At 47.6% G+C, this 248-nt stretch carries 1 rRNA gene; it reads left to right on the forward strand.

The annotated features are described in order from the left end of the window. Nucleotides 1-167: 167 nt before the first annotated feature. Nucleotides 168-248: ribosomal RNA gene (gene rrf / locus ACUJB0_RS31750) — 5S ribosomal RNA — on the forward strand; the annotation flags it as partial.

The raw sequence follows: 248 nt of genomic DNA on the forward strand, positions 1-248 counted from the left end.
TTAAGCTAACTGATACTAATTGCCCGTACGGCTTGTCCCTATAACCTTAGCAGGTTATGGTGAATGAGAAGTACGTTGAAACGTTCGTTGATACAACTTCATTACCCCATTACTTACTGATTCCAGATTCGGAGCGTCGCTGAAAGCGTCGCTCGTACAAGTCAATGCCTGATGACCATAGCAAGTTGGTCCCACCCCTTCCCATCCCGAACAGGACCGTGAAACAACTCTGCGCCGATGATAGTGCT

Origin of the sequence: Duganella caerulea (genome assembly GCF_040362985.1) — a bacterium.
GTDB lineage: Bacteria > Pseudomonadota > Gammaproteobacteria > Burkholderiales > Burkholderiaceae_D > Rugamonas > Rugamonas vulcania.